Origin of the sequence: Paracoccus angustae (assembly GCF_042648745.1) — a bacterium.
In the GTDB taxonomy this organism is placed as follows: Bacteria; Pseudomonadota; Alphaproteobacteria; order Rhodobacterales; family Rhodobacteraceae; genus Paracoccus; species Paracoccus angustae.
The window spans coordinates 24,046-45,326 of record NZ_JBHRXY010000020.1; the positions used below are offsets into that span (position 1 = coordinate 24,046).

General features: G+C 65.9%; 20 protein-coding genes. 7 read left to right on the forward strand and 13 right to left on the reverse strand.

Going from position 1 to position 21,281, the window contains the following annotated elements; translation table 11 throughout:
• Nucleotides 1-90 precede the first annotated feature (90 nt).
• The gene (locus ACFOM8_RS17000) at nt 91-357 is read left to right on the forward strand and encodes a hypothetical protein (RefSeq protein WP_377763289.1); all 267 of its coding nucleotides are present in this window, start codon (nt 91-93) and stop codon (nt 355-357) included.
• Nucleotides 358-368: 11 nt separating this feature from the next.
• Here the strand turns inward: ACFOM8_RS17000 and ACFOM8_RS17005 are convergent, their stop codons facing one another.
• Nucleotides 369-1,100 (reverse strand): MgtC/SapB family protein, encoded by a 732-nt coding sequence (locus tag ACFOM8_RS17005; RefSeq protein ID WP_377763291.1) that lies wholly within the window; start codon nt 1,098-1,100, stop codon nt 369-371.
• Nucleotides 1,101-1,193: 93 nt separating this feature from the next.
• Nucleotides 1,194-2,861: an alpha-amylase family protein gene (locus ACFOM8_RS17010; protein ID WP_377763292.1), complete on the reverse strand. Its 1,668-nt coding sequence runs from the start codon at nt 2,859-2,861 to the stop codon at nt 1,194-1,196.
• A 188-nt stretch (nt 2,862-3,049) separates the two neighbouring features.
• Here ACFOM8_RS17010 and ACFOM8_RS17015 point away from each other — a divergent pair, with 188 nt between their 5' ends.
• The 3 genes from ACFOM8_RS17015 to ACFOM8_RS17025 all read left to right on the forward strand — a co-directional run bounded on the left by ACFOM8_RS17015 (nt 3,050) and on the right by ACFOM8_RS17025 (nt 7,147).
• Nucleotides 3,050-4,066, forward strand: coding sequence for an SDR family oxidoreductase (locus ACFOM8_RS17015; protein ID WP_377763293.1), 1,017 nt, complete (start codon nt 3,050-3,052; stop codon nt 4,064-4,066).
• A 35-nt stretch (nt 4,067-4,101) separates the two neighbouring features.
• Nucleotides 4,102-5,751: an alpha-glucosidase gene (locus ACFOM8_RS17020; protein ID WP_377763295.1), complete on the forward strand. Its 1,650-nt coding sequence runs from the start codon at nt 4,102-4,104 to the stop codon at nt 5,749-5,751.
• 106 nt (nt 5,752-5,857) lie between these two features.
• Nucleotides 5,858-7,147: a PQQ-dependent sugar dehydrogenase gene (locus ACFOM8_RS17025; protein ID WP_377763296.1), complete on the forward strand. Its 1,290-nt coding sequence runs from the start codon at nt 5,858-5,860 to the stop codon at nt 7,145-7,147.
• Between the two features lie 113 nt (nt 7,148-7,260).
• Here the strand turns inward: ACFOM8_RS17025 and ACFOM8_RS17030 are convergent, their stop codons facing one another.
• From ACFOM8_RS17030 to ACFOM8_RS17055, 6 genes are read right to left on the reverse strand one after another with little or no spacing between them, the layout of a single operon-like run.
• On the reverse strand, nt 7,261-8,421 hold the full coding sequence (locus ACFOM8_RS17030; protein WP_377763298.1) for an iron-containing alcohol dehydrogenase: 1,161 nt from the start codon (nt 8,419-8,421) through the stop codon (nt 7,261-7,263).
• A 1-nt stretch (nt 8,422) separates the two neighbouring features.
• On the reverse strand, nt 8,423-9,805 hold the full coding sequence (locus ACFOM8_RS17035) for an aldehyde dehydrogenase family protein (RefSeq protein ID WP_377763299.1): 1,383 nt from the start codon (nt 9,803-9,805) through the stop codon (nt 8,423-8,425).
• A gap of 11 nt (nt 9,806-9,816) precedes the next feature.
• Nucleotides 9,817-11,178, reverse strand: a complete 1,362-nt coding sequence (locus tag ACFOM8_RS17040) for a glutamine synthetase family protein (protein WP_377763315.1) — start codon at nt 11,176-11,178, stop codon at nt 9,817-9,819.
• A gap of 56 nt (nt 11,179-11,234) precedes the next feature.
• Entirely contained in the window at nt 11,235-12,275 is a 1,041-nt protein-coding gene (locus ACFOM8_RS17045; RefSeq protein ID WP_377763301.1) for a TRAP transporter substrate-binding protein, read from the reverse strand.
• Nucleotides 12,276-12,327: 52 nt separating this feature from the next.
• Complete coding sequence (locus ACFOM8_RS17050; protein WP_377763302.1) at nt 12,328-13,656, reverse strand: TRAP transporter large permease; 1,329 nt, start codon at nt 13,654-13,656, stop codon at nt 12,328-12,330.
• Nucleotides 13,656-14,177 (reverse strand): TRAP transporter small permease subunit, encoded by a 522-nt coding sequence (locus ACFOM8_RS17055; RefSeq protein ID WP_377763304.1) that lies wholly within the window; start codon nt 14,175-14,177, stop codon nt 13,656-13,658. Before ACFOM8_RS17055 ends, ACFOM8_RS17050 begins: the two co-directional genes overlap by 1 nt.
• 183 nt (nt 14,178-14,360) lie before the next feature.
• On the opposite strand from ACFOM8_RS17055, the gene ACFOM8_RS17060 reads away from it, so the two are divergent.
• Nucleotides 14,361-15,215 (forward strand): MurR/RpiR family transcriptional regulator, encoded by an 855-nt coding sequence (locus ACFOM8_RS17060; RefSeq protein ID WP_377763305.1) that lies wholly within the window; start codon nt 14,361-14,363, stop codon nt 15,213-15,215.
• A 172-nt stretch (nt 15,216-15,387) separates the two neighbouring features.
• On the opposite strand, the gene ACFOM8_RS17065 is transcribed toward ACFOM8_RS17060, so the two are convergent.
• The 4 genes from ACFOM8_RS17065 to ACFOM8_RS17080 form a co-directional block, all read right to left on the reverse strand.
• Complete coding sequence (locus ACFOM8_RS17065; protein ID WP_377763307.1) at nt 15,388-15,615, reverse strand: hypothetical protein; 228 nt, start codon at nt 15,613-15,615, stop codon at nt 15,388-15,390.
• 80 nt (nt 15,616-15,695) lie between these two features.
• On the reverse strand, nt 15,696-16,382 hold the full coding sequence (locus ACFOM8_RS17070; RefSeq protein ID WP_377763308.1) for a polysaccharide deacetylase family protein: 687 nt from the start codon (nt 16,380-16,382) through the stop codon (nt 15,696-15,698).
• 165 nt (nt 16,383-16,547) lie between these two features.
• Nucleotides 16,548-17,306 carry a GntR family transcriptional regulator gene (locus tag ACFOM8_RS17075; protein WP_377763309.1) on the reverse strand — a complete coding sequence of 253 codons (759 nt, stop codon included), beginning with the start codon at nt 17,304-17,306 and terminating at the stop codon, nt 16,548-16,550.
• Nucleotides 17,307-17,644: 338 nt separating this feature from the next.
• Complete coding sequence (locus tag ACFOM8_RS17080; protein ID WP_377763317.1) at nt 17,645-18,562, reverse strand: LysR family transcriptional regulator; 918 nt, start codon at nt 18,560-18,562, stop codon at nt 17,645-17,647.
• A 109-nt stretch (nt 18,563-18,671) separates the two neighbouring features.
• On the opposite strand from ACFOM8_RS17080, the gene ACFOM8_RS17085 reads away from it, so the two are divergent.
• Nucleotides 18,672-19,700, forward strand: coding sequence for a D-cysteine desulfhydrase (locus tag ACFOM8_RS17085; RefSeq protein ID WP_377763311.1), 1,029 nt, complete (start codon nt 18,672-18,674; stop codon nt 19,698-19,700).
• A 173-nt stretch (nt 19,701-19,873) separates the two neighbouring features.
• The gene (locus ACFOM8_RS17090) at nt 19,874-20,614 is read left to right on the forward strand and encodes an aspartate/glutamate racemase family protein (protein ID WP_377763312.1); all 741 of its coding nucleotides are present in this window, start codon (nt 19,874-19,876) and stop codon (nt 20,612-20,614) included.
• A 76-nt stretch (nt 20,615-20,690) separates the two neighbouring features.
• Here the strand turns inward: ACFOM8_RS17090 and ACFOM8_RS17095 are convergent.
• The coding region (locus tag ACFOM8_RS17095; protein ID WP_377763313.1) for an ABC transporter substrate-binding protein at nt 20,691-21,281 on the reverse strand (591 nt) is incomplete at its 5' end.

Below are 21,281 nucleotides of genomic sequence, written 5' to 3' on the forward strand. Positions count from 1 at the left end.
TGGCGCATCATCCAGGACCGCTGACGCTTGGGTCGCGGACATGACCGGCCGAAAGGCTGCCGCCCCCGACACGGAACCAACGAGAAGCCGATGCTGAAAAGCAAGACCCGTCAGACCAGTTGGCGCCTGGCCAATCCGGCCAAGTATTCCGCGCATCTTGCCGTCCAGCAGGCCGTCGCGGCAGGCAGGCTGGAAAAGCGCGAATGCGAGGTCTGCGGATCGGCCAGGGTCGATGCGCATCACGACAGCTATGACGAACCCCTGAACGTCCGCTGGCTGTGCCGGCGTCACCACGTGAAGCTGCACCATTATGGCGAGGACATGTTTCCCATCGGCGGCCGTTCCCCGAAATCCTGAGCGCGGCCCGTTCAGGCCGATTCGTTTTCAAGCGGCGTGATCGCCAGTTCCTGCACCGCGGCGTCGTCCCGGATCATCCGGGCCAGGCTTTCGACATCCAGGCGCCGCTCGTGCGCCGAGGCCAGCACCGTGTAGCGCCGCAGCCCGCTGGCGCGCGCCTGATCGACCGACGGGGAACCCGCGCGAAGCCCGCCCGAGGCCAGGATGGCCGCCAGCCGGGCGCTGTCGAAGGGGCTGTCGGCATCCACCGCGACCCGGATGCGCAGAACCGGCTCTGGCGGAGAGATCCGCCGCAAGGCCCGGTGAAAGACCAGCACCACAAGGGCGATCGCCGTCGCGATGGCGGCAAGTTCCAGAAGGCCCGCGCCGAAGACGATCCCCAGCGAGGCCGTCAGCCACAGCGACGCGGCCGTTGTCAGGCCGTGGACCGACCGGCCCGACCGGAAGATCACCCCCGCCCCCAGAAAGCCCACTCCGGTCAGGATGGCATGCGGCATCCGGGCCATGTCCGACACGATCTGGGTGCCTTCGGGAAAGGCCACCGTCCATTCCCCCATCCGCAGCCCCAGAAGGGTCATCAGCGCCGAGGCGAAGCACACCAGGATATGCGTCCGCAGGCCCGCGGGCTTGCCCAGGACCTCGCGGTCCGCGCCGATCAGGGCGCCGGCGACGACGCTGCCCAGCAGCGGCAGGACGGCATCCGCGTCCGGGATCGCGGCAACAAGGCTGTCGAACGTCATCATGCTTCCTCGGCGGCTGTCGGATCGCCATGTGACAGGGCTCGGCGGCCCCGCGCAATGGGCATCTTCCGAAAACGGCGCCTGCGCCGGGGCCGGTCAGCCTTGCCGGCCCGCGGCCTCCGCGCGCAGCCACAGGCTGCCATAGCCGGGCAGCTCGACGCTGGCGGTCTGGTCGTCGTCCAGCGAAAGACGCCCCTGCCCCTGGATGGGGATCAGGCGGCCCAGGGCCTCGGCCCCGTCCAGGCGGCAGCGGGACGCGCAGGGCCGCTTGCCCAGGTTGTGCAGCAGCAGAACCGTCCGGTCCCCCCAGTCATAGCGCAGCGCGAAGATCGCGGCGTCGGGAAAGGGAATGAAGCTCCACTGGCCGAAGGCGATCTCGGGCATCTCGCGGCGGCGGCGGACCAGGCGCTCCATCCAGTTGAGCAGCGATTCCCCGTCCTGTTCCTGGGCCTCGGCATTGACGCCCTTGGGGCCCCATCTGGTTCCCGGCACCACCGGCCGCGACAGCCGGTCTCCGGGGGCCGTCGAAAAGCCGCCGTTCGGCCCGTCCGTCCATTGCATCGGGCTGCGGACGCTTTGCCGGCCGGGAATGTCCAGGTTCTCGGCCATGCCGATCTCCTCGCCATAGAACAGGACCGGCGCGCCGGGCAGGGCGAAGACGATGCTGTAGACCAGGCGGATGCGGTCCATGTTTCCCTTCATCATGGTGGGGATGCGGCGGCGCAGGCCGCGGCCGAACAGCTGCATGTCCTTGTCCGGCCCGAAGGCGCGGAAAACCTGGCCGCGTTCGGCCTCGGTCAGCTTGTCCAGGGACCATTCGTCATGGTTGCGGGCGAAATGCGCCCAGCCGTCGTCCGGGTGCAGTTCGGGCATCGCGCGCATGGAATGGACCAGCGGCCCCGCGTCTTCGCGGACCAGGGCAAGGGCAAGGGCCTGGTTCATGTTGAAGTCCAGGCACATGTTCAGCTCGCCCCCGTCCTCGTCGCCGTAAAAGCGCCGCACGTCCTGGTAGGGCAGGTTCACCTCGCCCAGAAGCACCGCCTCGCCGCAGCGGCGCTGGACGAAGCTGCGCAGGTCGCGCAGCCAGTCGTGCATGTCCAGTTCGGGCGGCCTGTCCAGCCCCTGGGTTTCCAGAAGAAACGGCACGGCATCGACCCGAAAGCCCGACAATCCCAGTTGCAGCCAAAAGCCGACGATCTTGTGGATCTCCTCGCGGACCCGGGGATTGCCGATGTTGAGATCGGGCTGGTGGCGGTAAAAGCGGTGCAGGTAGAACTGGCCCGTGTCCGCGTGCCATTCCCAGTTGCTGTTTTCCTTGTCGGGAAAGACAAGATCCTTGGGGGCGCCGGGCGGGATCTCGTCGCGCCACACATACCAGTCGCGAAAAGGCGAGTCGCGGTCCGAGGCCGCCGACAGGAACCACGGATGCCGATCCGAGGTGTGGTTGACCACCAGGTCCGCGATCACCCGGATGCCGCGGTCCTTCGCGGTGCGCAGAAAGACGGCCAGATCGCCCAGCGTCCCCAGCCGGGGATCGACGCCGTAATAGTCGGTGATGTCATAGCCGTCGTCCTGGTTCATCGTGGGATAAAAGGGCATCAGCCAGATGCAGGTCACGCCCAGCCGGGCCAGGTGGTCGATGCGGCGCGTCAGCCCGGCGAAATCGCCGACGCCGTCGCCGTTGCTGTCCTGGAAGGTCTCGACGTCGAGGCAGTAGAAGATGGCGTTCTTCCACCACACGTCGCCCATGCGGCTGATATCCATGCGGTCTCCTTTCGGTGGGGCGGCGGCCATGGCCCCGGCGCGGCCTTGCCGGTCGAACGCCACGGCGGCCGCATCGGTTCACGCGGGGCGCGGCGGGGCGCAGGGGGGGTGCGGTCCGGGGCGCGGGCGGGGCGAACCCCTGCCCCGCCCGCGCGTTGAAGCGCAGCGCAAAGGAAAAGGAGAAGGTCATGACGGACATCAGCCGGACACCGCGGGTCGCGGTCATCACGGGCGCCTCGGCCGGGGTCGGGCGGGCGGTGGCGCGGGAATTCGCGGCGCACGGCTGGAACCTTGGCCTGGTGGCGCGCGGGCGGGCGGGGCTGGAGGGCGCGCGGGCCGATGCCGAGGCGCGGGGCGGCGCGGCGCTGGTTCTGCCCGCCGATGTCGCAGATGCCGAGGCGGTGGAAAGGGCGGCCCAGGCGGTTGTGGACAGGTGGGGCCGGATCGACCTGTGGATCAACGCGGCCATGGCGACCGTGCTGGCGCCGGTGTCCGACATCACCCCCGACGAGTTCCGCCGCGTGACCGAGGTGACCTATCTGGGCCAGGTCTTCGGCACCCAGGCCGCCTTGCGCCGGATGCGCGCCCAGGGGCACGGCACCATTGTCAGCATCGGCTCGGCCCTAGCCTATCGCGGCATCCCGTTGCAGGCGCCCTATTGCGCGGCCAAGTTCGCCACGCGCGGCTTTCTCGATTCCCTGCGCACCGAGCTTCTGCACGAGAACAGCCTCGTCCGCCTGACCGAGATCCACCTGCCCGCCGTCAACACGCCCCAGTTCGACTGGGCGCGCAACAAGATGCCCCGCAAGGCCCAGCCGGTTCCGCCGATCCACAGCCCCGAGGCGATCGCCCGCGCTGTCCATCGCGCGGCCCTTGACGCCCCGCGAGAGGTCTGGCTGGCGGGTTCGGCCGTCAAGGCAATTCTGGGCGATGCCGCGGCCCCCGCCCTTGTGGACCGCATCCTGGCCCGGCAGGGCTATCGCGGCCAGCAGACCGGGCAAGCCGCCGTTCCGCGCCCCGACAACCTGTTCGCGCCGATGGACGACATGGAAGATCACGGCGCCTCGGGCCGGTTCGGCGACGAGGCGCGGCCCCATGTGTCGGCCTTTCGCCCTGCCCGCCTGCGCGCGGGCGCGGCGGCGATCGCCTGCGCGGTGGGCTATGGCATCGTCAGGACAATGCTCGGGCGCGCGGACCGGCGCTGACGGCCCCGCCCGTTTCCAAGGCACAGGAGAGCTGCATGACCCGGCAAACGCGATGGTGGATGGACCGCACCGCTTATCAGATCTATCCGCGCAGCTTCGCGGATTCGAACGGCGACGGCCTGGGCGACATCCCCGGGATCATCGGCCGGCTGGATCACCTGGCGGATTTGGGGATCGGGCTTTTGTGGCTGTCGCCGGTGTATCGCTCGCCCATGGCCGACAACGGCTACGACATCTCGGATTATCGGGACATCGCGCCGGAATACGGCACGCTTGCGGATTTCGACCGTCTGGTGGCCGAGGCGGGACGGCGCGACATCGGCATCATCATGGACCTGGTGGTGAACCATTCGTCCGACCGGCATCCGTGGTTCCTGGAAGCCAGGCGCGACCGCGACTCGCCCTTTCACGACTTTTATTACTGGCGCGACCCGGCGCCCGACGGCGGACCGCCCGACAACCGGCGCGCCTATTTCGGCGGTCCGGTCTGGACCTTCGTGCCCGAGGTCGGGCGCTATGTCTTTACCTTGTTCTCGCCGCAGCAGCCGGATCTCAACTGGCAGAACCCGGCGCTGCGCCGGGCGGTCCACGACATGATGCGCTGGTGGCTGGACCGGGGCGTGCGCGGCTTCCGCATGGACGTGATCGACCTGATCGGCAAGGACATCGACCGCGACCTGATCGCCGAAGGGCCATACCTGCACGGTTTCCTTCAGGAAATGCACCGCGAGGTGCTGGCGGGCCGCGACGTGGTGACGGTGGGCGAAAGCTGGAACGTGTCACGCGACACGGCGCTGCTGTATTGCGGACGCGACCGGGGCGAGCTGGACATGGTGTTCCAGTTCCAGCACATCGTCGCAGGCTGGGACGAGACCCATGGCAAATGGCGCCCCCGCCCGCTGGATCTGGTGGCCTTCAAGAAGGTCTGGGCCGACTGGCAAGAAGCCTTGCAGGACGACGGCTGGAATTCGCTGTTTCTCAACAACCACGACCTGCCCCGGTCGGTATCGCGCTATGGCGACGCGGGACAATGGCGGGAACGGTCCGCCAAGGCGCTGGCCACCGCCGTCCACCTGATGCGCGGCACCCCCTTCGTCTTCCAGGGCGAGGAGATCGGCATGACCAACGCGGGCTTTACCGCCATCACCCATTACCGCGACATCGAGCTGATCAACATGCACCGCGAGATGCTGGAACAAGGCCTGCCGGAACACCAGTTCCTGGAAGGCGCGGGCATCACCGCGCGCGACAACGCCCGCACGCCGATGCAATGGGACGCGTTTCCCGGCGCGGGCTTCACGACCGGCGATCCCTGGATCGCGATCAACCCCAACCACGACCGGATCAACGTCGCCGCGCAGCGGGACGATCCCGGCTCGGTTCTGGCGCATTACCGCCGGCTGATCGCGCTGCGAAAACGGCACGAGGTGATCGTGCATGGCCGCTTCGTCCCCTGGCTGGAGGATCATCCCCAGGTCTGGGCCTATGCGCGCGAAGGGAACAACCGGCGGCTGTCGGTCCTGTGCAACATCTCCTCGGATCCCGCCAGGGCCGAGGTTCCGCCCGGCCTTGCCGTCCGGGGCACCGGCCTGATCGCCACCGCCGGGCCGCGCGACGCGATCGCGCCCGGGCCGATCCTGCTGGAACCCTGGGAAGCCGTCGCGGTTCTGGGCGCGCCTGGCTGAGGCGGTCCCCGCGCCGGCGCCGCGCCGCCGCGTCAGGGGGGCCGACAAACCCCTGTCGCGGCGCTTTTTCCGCCATTATCATCCTTGCGACAGATTGGAGACTGACATGGAATTCATCGCAAGGGCGACGGCGGTCGTGGGGGGCGCGGTTGCGCTTTTTCGCCGGATCGGGGCGCCGGGACATCAGGCCTTCGGGCCAAGTCCGCAGATCCCCGATGCCAGGGCGCAAGGCATCATGACCCTGAAGATGCCCGTGGCGCGGGGCTGGAAGGACGGGCATCGTCCCGCCTGCGCGCCGGGCCTTTCCGTCAACGCCTTCGCCACGGGCCTTGATCATCCCCGCTGGATCGAGGTGCTGCCGAACGGCGACGTTCTTGTGGCGGAATCCAAGGAACAGGCGGGTCCGCCCAAGACCCTGATGGACCACGCGGCGCAGGCCACCATGCGCCGGGCCAAGGCCATCGGCCGCAGCGCCAACCGGGTGACGCTGCTGCGCGACGCGGACGGCGACGGGGTGGCCGAGACCAGAACGGTCTTTGTCCAGAACCAGAACCAGCCCTTCGGCATGGCGCTGATCGGAAACCGCTTCTATCTGGGCAACACCGACGGCATCGTGGTTTTCGACCATTCGCCCGGCGCGACCTCGCTTTCGGGCGCGGGGCGCAAGCTGGTCGGCTTCAAGCCGCACGGGCACTGGACGCGCAGCCTGATCGCCTCGCCGGACGGAACCAAGCTTTATGCGGGGGTGGGATCGCTGTCCAACATCGGCGACATGGGGCTGGAGGCCGAGGAAGGCCGCGCGGCGATCTGGGAACTGGACGTGGCCAGCGGAACCGCCCGCATCTTCGCGTCCGGCCTTCGCAATGCCGTGGGCATGGCCTGGGAACCGGCAACCGGCGCGCTGTGGACCGTGGTCAACGAACGCGACGGGCTTGGGGACGAAACGCCGCCGGACTACCTGACCTCGGTCCGAGACGGCGGCTTCTACGGCTGGCCGTTTTCCTATTGGGGCGGCATCGTGGATGACCGGGTGGCGCAGGATCCCGCCCTGGTCGCCCGCGCGATCACGCCCGACTACGCCCTGGGCGGCCACACGGCCTCCCTGGGGTTGTGCTGGGTGCCTGCGGGAACCCTGCCCGGCTTCGGCGAGGGCATGGCGATCGGCCAGCACGGATCCTGGAACCGGTCCAAGCTCAGCGGCTACAAGCTGATCTTCGTGCCCTTCGCGAACGGCGCGCCCAGCGGCCCGCCCCGGGACATCCTGACCGGCTTCCTGTCCGAGGACGAAAAGCTGGCCTTCGGACGCCCGGTCGGCGTGGCGGTCGGCCCCGACGGGAGATCGCTGCTGATGGCCGATGACGTGGGCGACGTGATCTGGCGGGTGACGGGGGCCTGACCCCCCGCCGCCCGGCGCGGGGCGGTGAAGCGGGCCCGCGGCGACCCCGGCAACGGCAGCCGCCGCATCCGCCGCCGCGAAGCGAAGGGCGGCAGGCCCGGCGGGGCGGCCTTTCACATCGCCGCCTCGAACAGGGCGCGGGTGTTTTCGGCGGTCATCGTCACCGGATTGCCGCCGCAGGACGGGTCCTCCAGGGCCATGGCGGTCAATTCGTCCAGCCGGTCCGCCTCGACCCCCAGGGCGGCAAGGCCCTTGGGGATCCCCAGTTCCGAGCACAGGGCGACAATGCGGGCGCGGAAGCCGTCAAAGCCGCCGGCGATGCCCAGATAGGCGGCCGCCGCCGCGATGCGGGTCTCGATGGCGGGGCGGTTGAAGTCCAGAACGGCGGGCATCACCACGGCGTTGGTGGTGCCGTGATGGGTGCCGTAAACGGCGCCTACCGGATGGGACAGCGAATGGATCGCGCCCAAGCCCTTCTGGAACGCCACCGCGCCCATCAGCGCCGCGCTCATCATGTGCGCCCGCGCCATCAGGTTGCCCGGCTCGCGATAAACGACCGGCAGGTTTTCGAACACCAGCCGCATCCCTTCCAGCGCGATGCCCTGGCTCATCGGGTGGTAATGGGGCGACGAATAGGCCTCCAGGCAATGGGCCAGGGCGTCCATGCCGGTGCCCGCGGTGACAAAGGCGGGCATCCCGACGGTCAGTTCGGGATCGCAGATCGTGACGGCGGGCATCAGCCGGGGATGGAAGATGATCTTCTTGCGACGGGTGGCGGAATTGGTCAGCACGCCCGCGCGGCCCACCTCGCTGCCCGTGCCTGCCGTGGTGGGAACCGCGACAACGGGGGCGATGGCGCCGGCATCGGCGCGGGTGTGCCAGTCGTCCACGTCCTCCAGATCCCAGACCGGCAGGTCGGAACGCTGCCCGGCCATCAGCGCGATCATCTTGCCCAGATCCAGCGCCGAGCCGCCGCCGAAGCAGATCACCCCGTCATGCCCGCCCGCCTTGTAGGCGGCGATCCCGGCCTGCATGTTCGCCTCGGTCGGGTTGGGGTCCACCTCGGAAAAGACCGCCCGGCCAAGCCCCGCGCGGTCCAGGACATCCAGGGCGGCGGCGGTGATGGGCAGCGCGGCCAAGGCCTTGTCGGTGACCAGCAGCGGGCGGGACATGCCCGCCGCGCCGGCATGATCGGCCAGTTCCGAAATCCGGCCCGCGCCGAACCGGATGGCGGTCGGATAGGACCAGTTGCGGTTCGGGACATCGTGGCTCATGTCACGCCCTTTTCAGGTGATAGGATTTGGGGCGGGTCACGGCAAGGTAACCCAGATAGGACAGGCTGCCGCCGCGCCCGGTGTCCTTGCATCCGGTCCAGCACAGCGCCGGGTCCAGGTAATCGGCCCGGTTCATGAAAACGGTGCCGGTCTGAAGCCGCGCGCCGATCGCCTCGGCGGCCCCGGCGTCGCGCGTCCAGATGCTGGCGGTCAGGCCGTAGGGGCTGTCGTTCATCAGCCGGATTGCTTCCTGGTCGTCGGCCACGCGCATGATGCCCACCACCGGGCCAAAGCTTTCCTCGACCATCACACGCATGGAGTGGTCGACATCCACCAGCACCTGCGGGGCCAGATAGGCGGCTTTGTCGTCTTGCGGAAAGACCGCCGGATCGATCAGGGCGCGCGCCCCCTGCCCCACCGCCTCGGCGATCTGGTCGCGGACCGTGCGGGCAAAGCGGACATGGGCCATCGGCCCCAGCGTCGTGGCCGGGTCCAGCGGATCGCCCAGCGTCAGGGCGTTCACCCAGGCCACGGCCTTTTCAACGAATGCGTCGTACAGGCGGTGGTGGACATAGATCCGCTCGATCCCGCAGCAGCACTGGCCGGAATTGAACATCGCCCCGTCCATCAGCCCGTCCACCGCCGCGTCCAGGTCGGCGTCGAGGCGCACATAGCCCGGATCCTTGCCGCCCAGTTCCAGCGCCAAAGGCACAAAGGTGCCCGCCGCCGCCCGTTCGATGGCGCGGCCCCCCGCGACCGAGCCGGTGAAGTTCACGAAATCGAAGGCCCGCGCCGCGATCAGGCCCTCGGTCGTGGGGTGGTCCAGCACGACGTTCTGGAACACGTCCGCCGGCACGCCGCCCGCGTGAAAGGCCTGGGCCAGCCGCTCGCCCGCCAGCAGGGTCTGGCTTGCGTGCTTCAGCACCACGGCATTGCCCGCGATCAGCGCGGGGATGATGGTGTTGATCGCCGTCAGAAAGGGATAGTTCCAGGGCGCGATCACGAACACCACGCCCAAGGGTTCGCGCGCCAGAACGCGGCGGAAGCCGGGGCTGTCCTCGATCACCCGGGGGGCCAGCGTCGCGGCGGCGATTTCCGCCATGTAGTCCGTGCGGGCGTTCACGCCGCCCATCTCGCCCGCGCCGAAGCGGACGGGGCGGCCCATCTGCCGGGCCAGTTCGGTCGCGATGTCGTTCTTCATGGCGGTCAGCGCGGCCACTCCCGCCTTGACCAGGGCGATGCGGTCGTCCAGCGGGCGGGCGGCCCAAGCGGCCTGGGCGGCGCGCGCCCGCGCGACGGCGGCCCGGGCCGCGTCGCGGTCCAGGGGCGTCCGCCGGACCAGCGCCGACCCGTCAACGGGGGAAATCAGGGTGATGTCTGTCATGGTCGGTCCTGTCAGGCGCGTTCCAGCAGTCGGCGCAGGTCGTGGTCGGTGACGGTGCGGTCGGTTTCGGCGATCTCCCATTCGGCGGCGTGGTGATAATGATCGACCACGGCGCCGCCAAAGGCCCGCCGGTAAAGGTCCGAGGCCTTCAGCCGTTCGGCGGCCTCGCGCAGGGTCTTGGGAACCTCGCGCGCGGACCGCGCCTGGTACAGGTCGCCGCGGACCTCGGGCTCCAGCTCCAGCTTGCGCTCGATCCCGTCAAGGCCCGCCGCCAGCAGCGCGGCGCAGGCCAGGTAAGGGTTGGCGTCCGCCCCGGGGATGCGGCATTCGACACGCACGGCCTTGGTGCCCTCGCCGCAGACGCGAAAGGCGGCGGTGCGGTTGTCGCAGGACCAGACGGCCCTTGTCGGCGCGAACAGCCCCGCGCAGAACCGCTTGTAGCTGTTCACGTAAGGCGCCAGGAACACCATCATCTGGTCGGCCCCGGCAAGCTGGCCCGCCAGAAAATGCCTCATCGTGGCCGACATGCCGCGACCGTCGCCCGGATCGTGAAAGGCGGGGGTGCCGCCGGTCCACAGCGATTGATGGACATGCGCCGCCGACCCGGCCTTGGCGGTGTCGTATTTCGCCATAAAGGTCACCGACTTGCCGCGCGACCAGGCGATCTCCTTGACGCCCTGCTTGATGATCGTGTGGTTGTCGGCCGTGTCCAGCGCGTCGGAATAGCGGTGGTTCACCTCGATCTGGCCCGCGTCGGCCTCGCCCTTGGTGCTTTCGACGGGGATGCCTGCGCCGTAAAGGTGGTTGCGGACGGCGCGCATCACGTCTTCCTCGCGCGTGGTCTGGAAGATGTGGTAATCCTCGTTGTAGCCCGACGACGGGACCAGCCCCTTGATGTCGCCGCGCAGGCTTTCATAGCTGTTGTCGAACAGGTAGAATTCCAGCTCGGTCGCCATCATCGCGTCGAAGCCCATCCCGCGGGCGCGGGCGATCTGGCGCTTGAGGATCGCGCGGGGCGACACCGCGACCTCGTCTTGGGTGTGGTGGTCCAGCAGGTCGCAGATCACCATGGCGGTGCCCGCCAGCCAGGGCAGGCGGCGCAGCGTGGACAGGTCGGGGCGCATGACATAATCGCCATAGCCCTGGTCCCATCCCGCGCTGCGATAGCCGGGAACGGTGTTCATCTCCATGTCGAGCGCCAGCAGGTAGTTGCAGCAATGGGTTTCCTTGTGGCCGCCGTCCAGAAAGAAGCCGGCATGGAAACGCTTGCCCATCAGGCGGCCCTGCATGTCGGGAAAGACCACCAGAACGGTGTCGATCTCTCCGGCGTCGAAGGCCGTCCCCAGGGCGTCGAGTGTCAGGTTCGCGGGCATGATCGTCCAATCCAAGGGATCACGCCGCCGGGCCCGGCCGCCCGGCGGCAGCGGCGTCAGCTGTAGCGGTAGGGCCGGCCCGCCTTGGCCATGGTGTCGTTGTATTTCTTGAAGATCTCGACCACGCGGGCCTTCACTTCGGATTCGGCGGCGATCTCGTCCCAGAAGGCGCGGGCGCGTTCCTCGACCGTGGCCCATTCCGCGTCGGGGATCGAGGTCAGTTGCAGCTTGGAACCGTTCACGCGCAGGTCCGCCTCGCCGCCCCAGTACCACCACTGGCGGTAGTAGTGGGACTGCTCGAAGCAGACCTCAATCAGCATCTTCAGCCTGTCGGGCACGGCGGCCCAGCGGTCGGCGTTTGCGAAGAAATGCCCGATCCAGGCGCCCGAGATGTTGTTGGTCAGAAAATACTTGGTCACGTCCGCCCAGCCGACGGTGTAGTCCTCGGTGATGCCGGACCAGGCGATGCCGTCCAGTTCGCCGGTTTGCAGGGCGACCTGGATATCCTCCCACGGCAGTTGCACGGGCACGACGCCGAACTGCGCGAGGAATCGGCCTGCCGTGGGGAAGGTGAAGACGCGCTTGCCTTCCAGGTCGGCCAGCGTGTTGACCGGATCCTTTGTGGCGAAATGGCAGGGATCCCACGCCCCCGCCGAGATGTGCTTGACGCCCACCGCCGCGTATTCCCGGTCCCAGATCTCCTTCAGGCCGTACTGGTTGAACAGCACCGGCACGTCCAGGCTGTAGCGGCTGGCAAAGGGAAAGTATCCGCCGAACACCGTCACCTCGGTTGGCGACTGCATGGAATCGTCGTCCGACTGCACTGCGTCGATGGTGCCGCTCTGCATGGCGCGGAACAGTTCCGAGGTGGGCACGAGCTGGTCGGCATAGAACAGCTCGATCTGCATCTGACCCTCGGCGATGGCGTTGAAGCGGTCGATGGCGGGTTTGACCACATGTTCGCCCAGGGCGGCCCCGGCATAGGTCTGCATCCGCCAGCGGATCGGCGCGCCCTGCGCCTGAACGGCAGGCGCGGCCAGGGCGGCGGCCCCCGCGGCCAAGGGAGCGGTCGTCAGAAACTTGCGTCTTGTCGTCATCCGAACCTCCGTTTTTTGTCGGGAAAAGGGGCGGTTTGGCCCGCCCTGCTTGTCATTGTCCGTAAACCTGCCCGGGCAGCCACAAGGCGATCTGCGGAAAGGCCATGACGATCGCCAGCGTCAGGATCATGATGCCGACGATGGGCACGATGGACCGGTAGATGTCGCCCAGCGTCACATGATCCGGCGCCAGCGCCCGCATCAGGAACAGGTTATAGCCGAAGGGCGGCGTGACATAGGCGATCTGGCAGGTGATCGTGTAAAGGATGCCGTACCAGATCAGGTCGAATTCCAGGGCGCGCACCAGCGGGACATACAGGGGCGCGACGATCACCAGCATGGCGGTGTCGTCCAGAAACATCCCCAGCAGCAGAAACGACACCTGCATCAGGATAACGACCTGCCACCGCGTCAGACCCAGATTCTCCAGGAAAAAGGCCTCAATCGCGCGCACCGCGCCAAGGCCGTCGAAGACCGCGCCGAAGGCCAGCGCCGCCAGCAGGATCCACATGAACATGCAGGTCACGTTCAGCGTGCCGCGCAGACAGGTTTCCCAGATGGCGCGGGTCCAGCGGCGCTTGGCGGCCGCGACCAGCGTGGCGATGAGCGCGCCGATGACCGAGGATTCGACCAGGCTGACATGGCCCGCCACGAACGGTCCCATCATGGCTCCGAAGATCACCAGGGGGGTGACGCCCGCCCGCAGCAGCCCCAGCCGTTCGCCCCAGGTGATCCGGGCCAGTTCCCCGGCCGGAAGGCGCGGGGCCAGGCGCGGGTTCAGCGCGCAGCGGACCAGGACATAGACGATGAACAGCCCCGCCATCAGCAGGCCGGGAAAAACGCCCGCCAGCCATAGATGCGCCACCGGCTGGCGGGCGATCATGGCATACAGCACCAGCACGATGGAGGGCGGCACCAGGATGCCCAGGGACGACCCGCCCTGGATGATGCCCGTGACCATCACCTTGTCGTAGCCGCGCCGCAGCATCTCGGGCAGGGCGATGGTGGCGCCGATGGCAAGGCCCGCGACCGACAGCCCGTTCATGGCCGATACCAGCACCATCAGCAGGATGGTGCCCACCGCCAGGCCGCCCGGCACCGGGCCGAACCAGACATGGAACATCCGGTACAGGTCGTCCGCCATCCGGGTTTCCGACATCACGAAGCCCATCCAGACGAAGATCGGCAGGGTCAGCATCGGAAACCAGTTCATCAGCTTGATGGCGCTTGTGAAGGCCAGGTCGTGCCCGCCCCGATCCCCCCACAGCGCGACCGCCGCGACCACCGCGACAAAGCCAATGCCGGCAAAGACCCTTTGCCCTGTCATCAGCAGCGCCATCATGCCCAGAAACATCGAAACCGCGATCAGCTCGTGGGACATCAGGGGCGCGCCTCGGGGATGGGCGTGCCGCGCAGCAGCGCGATGTCGCGGATCAGAAAGGCAACCGATTGCAGCAGCATCAGAAAGGTGCCCGCGCAGATCACGATCTTGATCGGCGCCATGTAGGGCCGCCACACGGTGCGCGAGCGCTCGCCGATCTCGAGCGCGTAAGCCGTGCTCTCGATCCCGCCCCACAGGATCACCGCCAGAAACACGATCAGCGCAAGCACAGTCACGCAATCGACGGCCCCGCGGGTCCGGGCGGACCAGCGGGAATACAGAAGGTCCATCCGCACATGGGCGCCCCCCATCAGCGAATAGGCCCCGCCCAGCACGACATAGGCGATCATGGTGAACTGCGCCGTTTCCTGGGTCCAAAGGGCGGGCCGGAAGAACGCCTTGGCGACCACGGACCAGACCAGCACCCCGGCCAGAACGAACAGCAGATACAGTGCCATGCGCCCGACCCGGCGGTTGACGGCCTCGACCCCGCGCACGAAGCCAAGCGCCAGGGCCGGCATCACCGGCACCTTCGGGACAACGGGGCATCGGGCGCGAAATCGCGCTGAAGCGGCGGCAAGGCCACGATTCTTCTCCCTGTTTTTTGGTTCAGCGTCCTCTCTGTTCTTGCGTTCTGTCAAGAATTTTCCAATTCATGGCTTCCTGATAGGATCATTCCAGAACCGAACCCGGAGGGAGGCGCCGTGACGATAGAGCAGCGGATGCGCGCCAGCCTTCCGGCGCTGACCCGGGCGGAACGGCAGGCGGCGACGCATATCCTGTCGCATTTCCCGATGTCGGCCCTGGGCTCGATCACCATGCTGGCCAGCGCGGCCGAAGTGTCGGCACCGACCATCGTGCGGCTGGTCCAGAAGCTGGGCTTCAAGGGCTATGCCGAATATCAGGCCGCGCTGCGGATCGAGGTGGGGCGGCTTCTGGCCGCGCCGCTGGCGCTGCCGGACCAAGAGCCGCGCCGCCATCCGATGCAGTCCTTCGCCGCCCGGGCGATCGCGAACATCCACGCCACGCTGGACCAGATCGCGACCCGGGAATTCGACGCGGCAGCGGCGCTTCTGGCCGATCCGGCGCGTCACGTCGCGGTCATGGGCGGGCGGCTGACCCATGCCCATGCCGACTACATGGCGACGCTCTTGCGGGTGATCCGGCCTGGCGTCACCTATATTTCCGACCATCTGACCGACTGGCAGCAGGCCCTGCTGGACTTGCGGGCAGAGGACGTGGTGGTGATCTTCGACATCCGCCGCTACGAATCGAACGCCGTTCACATGGCCGAACTGGCGGCAGGCCAGGGCGCGCGGGTGGTGCTGGTGACCGACCACCGGCTGTCGCCCGCGGCAGGCCACGCGCACCACACCCTGCCCTGCCGCATCGACATGCCGGCGGCCTGGGATTCGACGGTCGCGGTTCTGCTGCTGGTGGAGGCGCTGCTGAGCCGCGTCCAGGGTCATTGCGCCGACCAGGTGCAGGACCGCCTGAACCGGCTCGAGGACATCTTCGCCAGAACGCGCCTTTTCCGCGCGCCCAGGCTGCCCCGCTGAAGCGGCGCCGTGCCGCGGCCCTAGACCGTCTCGACCCGGAACCGCGACACGCGTCCGTCGCAGCGGCCCACGGTGGCCCGCAGGCGGTCGATCAGGAGGGTCCGCAGATGGGTGGCGTGTAACCGGCTGGGCGCGATCGGCGTCAGGCAGCCGTTCTTGGTCCCGCCGTCGGTCAGGCCCGCGAACCAGGCATCGAACAGCGCCGATCCTCGGCCGCCAAACGGGCGCGCGCCGCCGCCCACAAGCCGTCCGCGGACACGATCTCGGGGCGGCGGAACGGAGCAACGGTGCGGTCCGGCAGATCGGCGTCCGCGTTCCCGCCGCCCATACTTGCCACGTGGCCGGGGCAGCTATTGGCCCAGGCCGCCCGGGTATCCAGCAGGGTCCGCGCCAGATCCATGCCTTTGCCCGCCCCTTGCCGCGCCCGCGCGTTTTCGAACCGCCCCCGTAGCGCCGCGCTCCTGTTTTCTGAAACGGCAATCAACGCTTTTCACTGCCGCGCCCGTATTTGCGTCCCGGTCGCGCGTAAAAGCGCAGATGACGACGATCGGCAAGGACATCTCCGCATTGGTGAAGAAGAACCCGCCCTTGGCGAAGCGTTCGATTTCCTCGGCCGTAAAGATGTCCGTGCCCATGTGGATCATGGCGTTCACCGGCCCGTCGGTCTTGCCGTCGGCTTCCAGAGCCAGAGCGGTGGTGAAGGCCTTGCGCTCCTCGGGGGGTGCGACGTTCAAGCCTGATATGTTCGCGTTCCTGATCCCGAGTAAGGCGAAAGACCTCTTCCCATCGATATCCGTGGCTGCAGACTTCGTGACCTGCGCGCACAACCTCGGCCGCAACCTCGGGGTTCTGTTCGAACGCGACGGCGCAAGCGAAGAAGGTTGACCTGATCCCGGCTTGGTTCAGGCCATCCAGTACCCGCCAGACACCGACCCGAGATCCGTATTCATACATGGACTCCATTGCGAGATTGCGGATGTCTCTCGGAAAGGGATAGGCGCCCCACTCCGTCATCGGCTCCTGGTCTGTATCATCCATCGCGAAGGATCTTTCTGACCCCTCTTCATAGTTGACGACGACATTTACAGCGAGCTTTGAGCCGTTTGGCCAACGACCTGTGGGGCGCTGTCTGCCGTATCCAACAAAGTCGCGCGCAGGTTTGTTCATGAAGAGCCCCCAAAAATGCGTGCAAGATTGCCTGCACTTTAGAAGCCGAACTTTTTGCCTGGCAAGCTTTATTTCTTCACAGAAGTTCTTGAGTTACAGTTTTAGCGACAGAGCAAGAGCAATGCCTCGCTGTGACCTCTTTTTATATCAATAAATTAGGAGAAATTACCGGGGAAGAGCGTAGACGTCGGTTTCACGCTCACGATCGTCCCGCAGGTCCAGGCTGCCTATAATATGGTCAAAGTGCTGAGCCATAACCTTGATGGCTGCCTGCGCATCTTTCGCTTCAATGGCATCTACGATCTGCGAATGCTCGGAAGTCAGGCACAGCGAGTTCGTTTCCACCTCATAAACCGACTGGATGAGAACACAGCGCCGCACAAGGCCGATCAGCAGTTTCTCGAAGATCGGGTTCTTCGTCATCTGCGCTAAAAGATCATGAAATTCGCCTGCGAGGCGGTTCGCGTCGCGGCGCTGTTCGCTGAAGGCCCGCTGCTCGGCCAAGATGTGTTCACGCAGGAGGTCGAGATCGCCATTCGTTGCCCGTTCACAGATGAGGGACAAGCCGGCATACTCGAGATGACGCCGGGTCTCGAACACGTGCCGGGCTTCTTCGGCCGAGGGCCGACTGAGAAACGCGCCCTTGTTCAGTTCGAAGGTGACGATTTCCTCATCTTTCAAGCGCTCAAGCACGCGCCTCGCTCGTGAGCGCGGGACATCATAGGCCGCCGCCAGCTTCACCTCATTGAGCCGCTGGCCGGGGCGTAGGTGCTTCTCCATGATCAGCGCGATGATGCGATCATAGATGATGTCCTCGACAGGGAATTTGCCTCTCCGTGGACTGATAGATCCTTCTGACGGGCTGCTTTCATTTCTCGACATGGTATCGGCTTCGTGTAGCTCTGCTTTCAGGGTCAGCGACACTTAGCGGGTTTCCCCCGTCTCATGCCATGTGATTTTACGGCGGAGCCGTTGGCTTCCTTGAGGCCAACTGTTCCAAGTCATTCGACGACGGACAATTTCCACCACACTCGCGACACGCACGATGGCACTCAATCTCTTGCTCAACTGGCGCACCTGAAAGGGTGAGCTGGCTTGATGGCAGAAAAATTCAGGCGATACGGTGCAAGCCGAGAACGGCGGCGGGAAGTAAGTCCCCTGAAGCGCAGCATGGAGCAAGATCATTTAGAAGTCCTTGGAGAGAGGGGTCGTTCACGTATGGCATACAGACGCCGTCGGGGACGGTCACATCATCAGCGCCCTCACCGCATGACACGGTGCAAACAAGCTCGTCCCTTCGTGACAAATTCCTCCCATATTGCGGCTGAGTATCTTGAACTGGAGGCATTCAGTTTCGCTACATTCAATTTGATTTCTGCCGAGCCGAACAGGCCGCTGAAATCTTCCAGATCACCTTTGTCGAGATGCGACCGTGCCAGAGAGCGCGGGATCCAAGCCACTGCTTCCCCCAAAAGTGCAAACTGGAGTGCTGCTACGGTCAACGCAGTCTCTGCACGCGACTTGAACATGCCGATATCAAGTCGGGACCATATCTCGTCCCGGACGACTTTTCCCAGAAACACGTTCTGGGGATAAAGAACGACAGGCACCTCCCTTCGCTTCATTGCGGTAAGAAGCTGACCTTTCGCGTGCGGCGGAAATACGGGAACCAGTTCTTCCCGTTCAAGGAGGCAGGCTTCGATGAACGTCCTGTCCACAGCCAATGAATGGCGCTCCGTGCTGTAGAACAGCATGAAATCCGCTTGCCGGGTCAGAAGCAGCGCATAGCAATCCTCCCGGTTGGCCGAGCGCAGCCGGATGTCGATGTCCGATGGATGGACGATCGCCTGGACCAAAAGCGGCGCAATGGCGGTGGTGATCGCATGCTGGCTTGCGATCACGATGCGGGTCTGCTCGAGGCCGCTTCCATGCCTGAGATCGCTGTGCAGCCTGCGCAGGCTATTCGCCAGGTTTCGCATTTCGTCGCAACGTTCCTTGACGGTGGGGCGCAGCTCGGCAGGTTTGCGGCTGCGATCGAACAGTTCCACGCCAAGCTGCTGCTCGATCATGCGCAGCCGCCGCGAGAAGGCTGATTGCGTCAGGAAGCGCCGCTCTGCCGCCCGGATCATCGACCCGGTCTCGGCTACGGCTAGGATGTCTTCAAGCCATTCAAGACGCATGATCAACCATAAAATGCGATCCTTGCATTTTAGGGGTCGTACTTCGCATTTGCAACGGCGGTAAATGCCGGGGAACATGCATCAAACATTCTAGATAGGGATTACCCTCATGCTGCTGTCCCGTTTCCCGCGCATTTCCTTGGCTCACCTCCCTACTCCGCTGGAGCGGATGGACCGCCTGTCCAAGGAATTGGGCGGGCCGGAGATCTGGATCAAGCGCGACGACTGCACCGGAATGTCGACGGGCGGCAACAAGACCCGCAAGCTGGAATTCCTGATGGCCGAGGCCCAAGCCCAGGGTGCCGATACGGTGATCACGCAGGGCGCCACTCAATCCAACCATGCCCGTCAGACCGCAGCCTGCGCCGCCAAGCTGGGCTTTGGCTGTCATATCCTGTTGGAAGACCGCACAGGCAGCAAGGATGCCAACTACAACACCAACGGAAATGTGCTGCTGGACCATCTGCACGGCGCGACGACCGAATGCCTTGCAGGCGGAGTGGACATGAATGCCGAACTGGAAAAGGCAGCCGACCGGATGCGCAGCCAGGGCCGGAAGGTTTATGCGATCCCTGGCGGAGGGTCGAACAGCACGGGCGCCCTAGGTTATGTCAACTGCGCCTTTGAACTGGTGGGCCAAGCCAACGACCGAGGCCTGGTGATCGACCATCTGGTTCATGCCACGGGCAGCGCCGGCACTCAGGCGGGCCTGGTTGCCGGGCTCAGGGCGATGAATGCCGCGGTTCCACTGCTGGGCATCGGCGTGCGTGCGCCCAAGGCCAAGCAGGAGGAAAACGTCTTCCAGTTGGCCCAGGCCACGGCCCGCAAGATCGGAGCGCCGGAGGCGGTACGCCGCGAGGATGTTGTCGCCAACACTGATTATGTCGGCGACGGTTACGGCATTCCGACCGATGGCGGGCTCGAGGCGATTGCAATGTTTGCCGAGCTGGAAGGTATTCTTCTGGACCCGGTCTATTCGGCCAAGGGTGCCGCCGGAATGATCGACCTGATCCGCAAAGGCCATTTCAGGAAGGGCGAGCGCCTGGTCTTTCTGCATACCGGAGGAGCGGCCGCCCTGTTCGGCTACAGCGCGGCCTTCGACGTTAGCAATCGCCGCGTCGGGGCAAAGGCGGCCTGAGGCATGTCGGCCCGGCCTTTCATCCGCAGCCAGGAACGGCCCGACCCGATACCAGGTGCAGTTGCGGGCACAGGCTCGTCGCGGCCGGTGCTCATGCGGTCAATCCGCAGCAGGCCTGCCGCTTGGTCAAGCCATCCGGACCTGCGGCCGATGCCGATGCCGAGGAAGTTGTCATGACCACCCCTCGGCGCATCGGCATTCTGGGCGGCATGGGCCCCGAGGCGACCGTGCAGTTGCTGGCGCGGCTGATCGCGGCAGCCCCGGCCGCCGATGACGCGGATCATATCCCATTGATGATCGACATGAACCCGCAGGTGCCGTCCCGGATCGCACGCCTGATCGAAGGCCGTGGCAGGGATCCGGGACCGGTGCTGGCGGCGATGGCCATGCAGCTTGAACGCACCGGCGCCGAGGCCTTGGCAATGCCCTGCAACACCGCGCATTATTATGCGCCGGCCATCCGCGACAGTGTCTCGGTCCCGCTTCTCGACATGGTCGATCTGTCAGCGGCAAGCGCCGTCGCGCAGGCCGGTCCCGGTGCCCGGATCGGTGTTCTTGGATCGCCTGCACTGCGTCGGATCGGCATCTTCGACGCCGCGCTGAAGCGACACGGCGGCGTTGCCGTTTATCCCACCGATCAGGAAGGGCTGCTTTCCGCAATTCGCGAGATCAAGGCTTCGGGACCGTCGGAGGCGAGCGCCGCGACCCTGGCCGCCGCCGCTGCCGATGTTGGCTCACAAGGCGCGCGGGTGCAGCTTGTTGCCTGCACGGAATTTTCGCTGGTGTCCGGCCTTGCAACGGCAAAGGCGACAATCATCGATACCCTTGACGTCCTGGTCCAAGCCGTGGTCGATTACTCTCTTGGCCGTGACCATAATCATGCGCAAAAAAGCCGTCTGCCCCGCTCTGGATAACCGTGAGGGCAGACGTTGCCATAAAGATGACGATAGGGCACTCACATGGGAAAACCCGAGACGTCATTGACCGAGTTCAACTTCCCTCGCCGCCGCTGACGGTTTCGAAGAACAGGTCGCGCCAGTCGTTCGTGTCCTGCTTGATCAGGCCGACACGCGCCATGTAGTTGACGTAGGGCAGCAGCCGTTCGGGTTGGGTAGTCCAGCGTGTTTGTTCGTCGGTGATCAGCGCCACGATCTCTTCATGCGTCATCGGCGATTTTTCTGCACTGGCCCAGATTCGCGCGGCTTCCTCGGGATTGTCATTGATAAAGGAGATGCTTTCCTCAAGCGCGGCCATGAAAACCTTCATGAACTCTGGATTCTCCTCGACGAAATCGCTTCGGCTCCAGACAACGGTGAAGGTGTGCGAACCACCGACCACGTCATAGCTGTCCAGCACCTTGCGGGCACGGTCGTCCTTGACTTCAAGGTTCTGGAACGGGGGCGAGCCGAAGTGAGCATTGATCTCGGACTGCCCGCCCATAAGTGCAAGCTGCGCGTCCGGATGGCCCATGGAGACGGTATAGGCATCCAGGTCGGCATGATGCCCTGTTGATTTCCACCCAGAAGTGACCCAGGCAGGCCCATAATTTCCATTGAGATTTGACCCATGTGACCCTTCCCC